This window comes from Neisseria sp. P0021.S005 (assembly GCF_051956955.1).
The window spans coordinates 1-4,554 of record NZ_JBQCWY010000222.1 but is presented as its reverse complement, the minus strand read 5'-3'; the positions used below and the strand labels follow the sequence as shown (position 1 = coordinate 4,554).

Sequence of the window (4,554 nt, the reverse complement as noted above, 5' to 3'; positions counted from 1 at the left end):
CGTGGTTCAGTCGTTCTGCCTAAAGGTACCGGTAAAACAACTCGCGTAGCTGTGTTTACTCAAGGTGCAAATGCAGATGCTGCTAAAGAAGCTGGCGCAGATATTGTCGGCTTTGAAGATCTGGCTGCTGAAATTAAAGCTGGTAACTTGAACTTTGACGTTGTTATTGCTTCTCCTGATGCAATGCGTATCGTTGGTCAATTGGGTACCATCTTGGGTCCTCGTGGTCTGATGCCAAACCCTAAAGTAGGTACTGTTACTCCTAACGTTGCTGAAGCAGTTAAAAATGCAAAAGCAGGTCAAGTACAATACCGTACAGATAAAGCAGGTATCGTTCATGCAACTATCGGTCGTGCTTCTTTCGCTGAAGCTGACTTGAAAGAAAACTTCAATGCGTTGCTGGATGCTATCGTTAAAGCCAAACCTGCTGCTGCTAAAGGCCAGTACCTGAAAAAAGTTGCTGTATCCAGCACTATGGGTTTGGGTGTTCGCGTTGATACTGCAAGCGTGAACAACTAAGAAATTTTCAGGTGATCCAGTTTTCTGGATTGCCTGAATTTGGGCTACTTAAAATTAAGTAGATGTCCAAGACCGTAGGGATCGTAAGATTTAATCGTAACTGCCCTACGCAGACGGTAGTCCTGAAACACATTGCAAGATTGCTTGTAAGATGTCTTTTTAGGTTACCGCGCTGGTGGGATATCATTTCGGTATCCTGTTTATAAACAGTGGGAGGTAGACCTTGAGTCTCAATATTGAAACCAAGAAAGTGGCCGTAGAGGAAATTAGCGCAGCAATTGCTAACGCTCAAACTCTCGTAGTCGCTGAATATCGCGGTATCAGTGTTTCCAGCATGACTGAGCTTCGTGCGAATGCACGTAAAGAAGGCGTGTACTTGCGTGTTCTGAAAAATACTCTGGCTCGTCGCGCAGTAGAGGGTACTTCATTCGCAGGTTTGGCCGATCAAATGGTTGGTCCATTGGTTTACGCTGCTTCTGAAGATGCTGTTGCTGCTGCTAAAGTGCTGCACCAATTCGCGAAAAAAGATGACAAAATTATCGTTAAAGCCGGTTCTTACAATGGCGAAGTGATGAACCCTGCTCAGGTTGCTGAGTTGGCTTCTATTCCAAGCCGCGAAGAACTGTTGTCCAAACTGTTGTTCGTTATGCAAGCTCCTGTATCAGGCTTTGCACGTGGTTTGGCTGCTTTGGCAGAGAAAAAAGCTGGCGAAGAAGCCGCTTAATCGATTTTGTTTCATTTAATCAATTATTTTTTAATACAATATTTGGAGTAAAATAGCATGGCTATTACTAAAGAAGACATTTTGGAAGCCGTTGGTTCTTTGACCGTAATGGAATTGAACGACCTGGTTAAAGCTTTTGAAGAGAAATTTGGCGTTTCTGCTGCTGCCGTTGCAGTTGCAGGTCCTGCAGGTGCTGGTGCAGCTGCTGCTGAAGAAAAAACTGAATTTGACGTAGTATTGGCTTCTGCTGGTGATCAAAAAGTTGGCGTGATTAAAGTTGTCCGCGCTATCACTGGCTTGGGTCTGAAAGAAGCTAAAGACATCGTTGACGGTGCACCTAAAACTCTGAAAGAGGGTGTTTCTAAAGCTGAAGCTGAAGACATCCAAAAACAACTGGAAGAAGCCGGCGCTAAAGTCGAAATCAAATAATTTAATGCTTCCTGTGAAGGCTGGCAGTTTTCTGCCAGCCTTATTTTGCTTCTTCAAATAAGCATCAGGCATTGTTTACATTTATTTGCATAGTCTTGATAAAACCATTGCAAATAAATGTAAATATCAGGTTGATGCATGCCGTTGTTTTAGACGGCCTATTATTTAAAATTGCTTTTCGGAGTGTATATGAGCTATTCGTTTACCGAGAAAAAACGTATCCGTAAGAGTTTTGCAAAGCGAGAGAATGTCTTGGATGTTCCTTTCCTGCTGGCAACCCAAATTGATTCTTATGCGAAATTTTTACAGTTGGAAAACGCTTTTGACCAACGTACTGATGATGGTCTGCAAGCAGCATTCAATTCTATTTTCCCGATTGTGAGCCATAATGGTTATGCACGATTGGAGTTTGTGCATTACACATTGGGCGAACCTTTGTTCGATATTCCTGAATGTCAATTGCGCGGTATTACTTATGCGGCTCCATTGCGTGCACGTATCCGTTTGGTGATTTTGGATAAAGAAGCGTCTAAACCGACCGTAAAAGAAGTTCGTGAAAACGAAGTATATATGGGCGAAATTCCGTTGATGACGCCAAGTGGCTCTTTTGTCATCAATGGTACAGAGCGTGTAATTGTTTCCCAGTTGCACCGTTCTCCTGGTGTGTTCTTTGAGCATGACCGTGGTAAAACACATTCTTCCGGTAAGTTGTTGTTCTCTGCTCGTATTATTCCTTACCGTGGTTCATGGTTGGATTTCGAATTTGATCCAAAAGATTTGCTGTATTTCCGTATCGACCGTCGCCGTAAAATGCCGGTTACGATTTTGTTGAAAGCTTTGGGCTATAACAATGAACAAATCTTGGATATTTTCTACGACAAAGAAACTTTCTATTTGTCTTCAAACGGTGTTCAAACTGATCTGGTTGCAGGCCGTCTGAAAGGTGAAACTGCCAAAGTTGACATCTTGGATAAAGAAGGCAATGTACTGGTTGCCAAAGGTAAACGCATTACTGCGAAAAATATCCGTGATATTACCAATGCAGGCTTGACTCGTTTGAATGTAGAGCCAGAAAGCTTGATAGGCAAAGCATTGGCTGCTGACCTGATTGATCCGGAAACCGGTGAAGTATTGGCTTCTGCTAACGATGAAATTACAGAAGAACTGTTGGCTAAACTTGATATCCATGGTGTAAAAGAAATTACGACCCTTTATATCAACGAATTGGATCAAGGCGGTTACATCTCCAGCACTCTGCGTACAGACGAAACTGCTGATCAGCAAGCTGCACGCGTAGCGATTTACCGCATGATGCGTCCTGGCGAACCGCCTACCGAAGAAGCTGTTGAGCAGCTCTTCAACCGCTTGTTCTTCAGTGAAGACAGCTATGATTTGTCTCGCGTAGGCCGTATGAAATTCAATACGCGCACATACGAGCAAAAACTGTCTGAAGCACAACAAAACTCTTGGTATGGCCGTTTGCTGAACGAAACTTTGGCCGGTGCTGCCGAAAAAGGTGGTTACGTTCTGAGCGTTGAAGACATTGTTGCTTCCATTGCTACATTAGTTGAACTGCGTAACGGTCATGGTGAAGTAGACGATATTGACCACTTGGGTAATCGTCGTGTTCGTTCTGTGGGTGAGTTGACTGAAAACCAATTCCGCAGCGGTTTGGCTCGTGTAGAACGTGCAGTTAAAGAGCGTTTGAACCAAGCAGAATCTGAGAACTTGATGCCGCATGACTTGATCAATGCGAAACCTGTTTCTGCCGCGATTAAAGAATTCTTCGGTTCCAGCCAATTGAGCCAATTTATGGATCAGACCAACCCATTGTCTGAAGTAACCCATAAACGCCGTGTATCTGCATTGGGCCCGGGCGGTTTGACTCGCGAACGTGCAGGCTTTGAGGTGCGAGACGTACATCCGACCCACTATGGCCGTGTATGTCCTATTGAAACACCTGAGGGTCCAAACATTGGTTTGATCAACTCATTATCCGTTTATGCGCGTACCAATGATTATGGTTTCTTGGAAACTCCTTACCGCCGTGTTGTCGATGGCAAAGTAACTGAAGAAATCGACTACTTGTCTGCTATCGAAGAAGGCCGTTATGTGATTGCACAGGCGAATGCCGATTTGGACAAAGACGGTAATTTGATTGGCGACTTGGTCACTTGTCGTGAAAAAGGCGAAACCATTATGGCGACGCCTGACCGCGTTCAATATATGGACGTGGCAACCGGTCAAGTGGTATCCGTTGCAGCATCTCTGATTCCATTCTTGGAACATGATGACGCGAACCGTGCATTGATGGGTGCCAACATGCAACGTCAGGCTGTACCGTGTCTGCGCCCTGAAAAACCGATGGTTGGTACCGGTATTGAGCGCTCTGTTGCCGTTGACTCTGCAACTGCAATCGTTGCCCGCCGCGGCGGTGTGGTTGAGTATGTAGATGCCAACCGTGTTGTAGTTCGTGTTCATGATGATGAAGCGACTGCCGGTGAAGTGGGTGTCGATATTTACAACTTGGTTAAATTCACCCGTTCTAACCAATCTACCAACATCAACCAACGTCCGGCCGTAAAAGCAGGCGATGTGTTGCAACGTGGTGACTTGGTGGCCGACGGTGCATCTACCGACTTGGGCGAGTTGGCTTTGGGTCAAAACATGACCATCGCCTTCATGCCATGGAACGGTTACAACTACGAAGACTCGATTCTGATTTCAGAAAAAGTGGCTGCAGACGATCGTTATACTTCGATTCACATTGAAGAGCTGAACGTTGTCGCACGTGACACTAAACTGGGTGCGGAAGACATTACCCGCGATATTCCGAACTTGTCTGAGCGTATGCAAAACCGTTTGGATGAATCCGGTATCGT

Annotated in this window: 4 protein-coding genes; all 4 read left to right on the top strand. The window is 45.0% G+C overall.

Annotated elements, in window-relative coordinates:
* Window positions 1-519 (top strand): 50S ribosomal protein L1 (rplA, locus tag ACTHUE_RS11440; protein WP_440423502.1); only part of this gene is annotated, 519 nt, incomplete at its 5' end.
* A gap of 223 nt (window positions 520-742) precedes the next feature.
* Complete coding sequence (gene rplJ / locus ACTHUE_RS11435; RefSeq protein WP_003680699.1) at window positions 743-1,243, top strand: 50S ribosomal protein L10; 501 nt, start codon at window positions 743-745, stop codon at window positions 1,241-1,243.
* Between the two features lie 57 nt (window positions 1,244-1,300).
* Complete coding sequence (rplL, locus tag ACTHUE_RS11430) at window positions 1,301-1,672, top strand: 50S ribosomal protein L7/L12 (protein ID WP_003677916.1); 372 nt, start codon at window positions 1,301-1,303, stop codon at window positions 1,670-1,672.
* Window positions 1,673-1,861: 189 nt separating this feature from the next.
* Window positions 1,862-4,554, top strand: a 2,693-nt coding sequence (rpoB, locus tag ACTHUE_RS11425) for a DNA-directed RNA polymerase subunit beta (protein WP_440423500.1), incomplete at its 3' end; no start/stop codon positions are given.

Coding starts and splice junctions, on each gene's coding strand:
- rplL (WP_003677916.1), top strand. CDS start 1,301: ATGGCTATTACTAAAGAAGACATTTTGGAAGCCGTTGGTTCTTTGACC.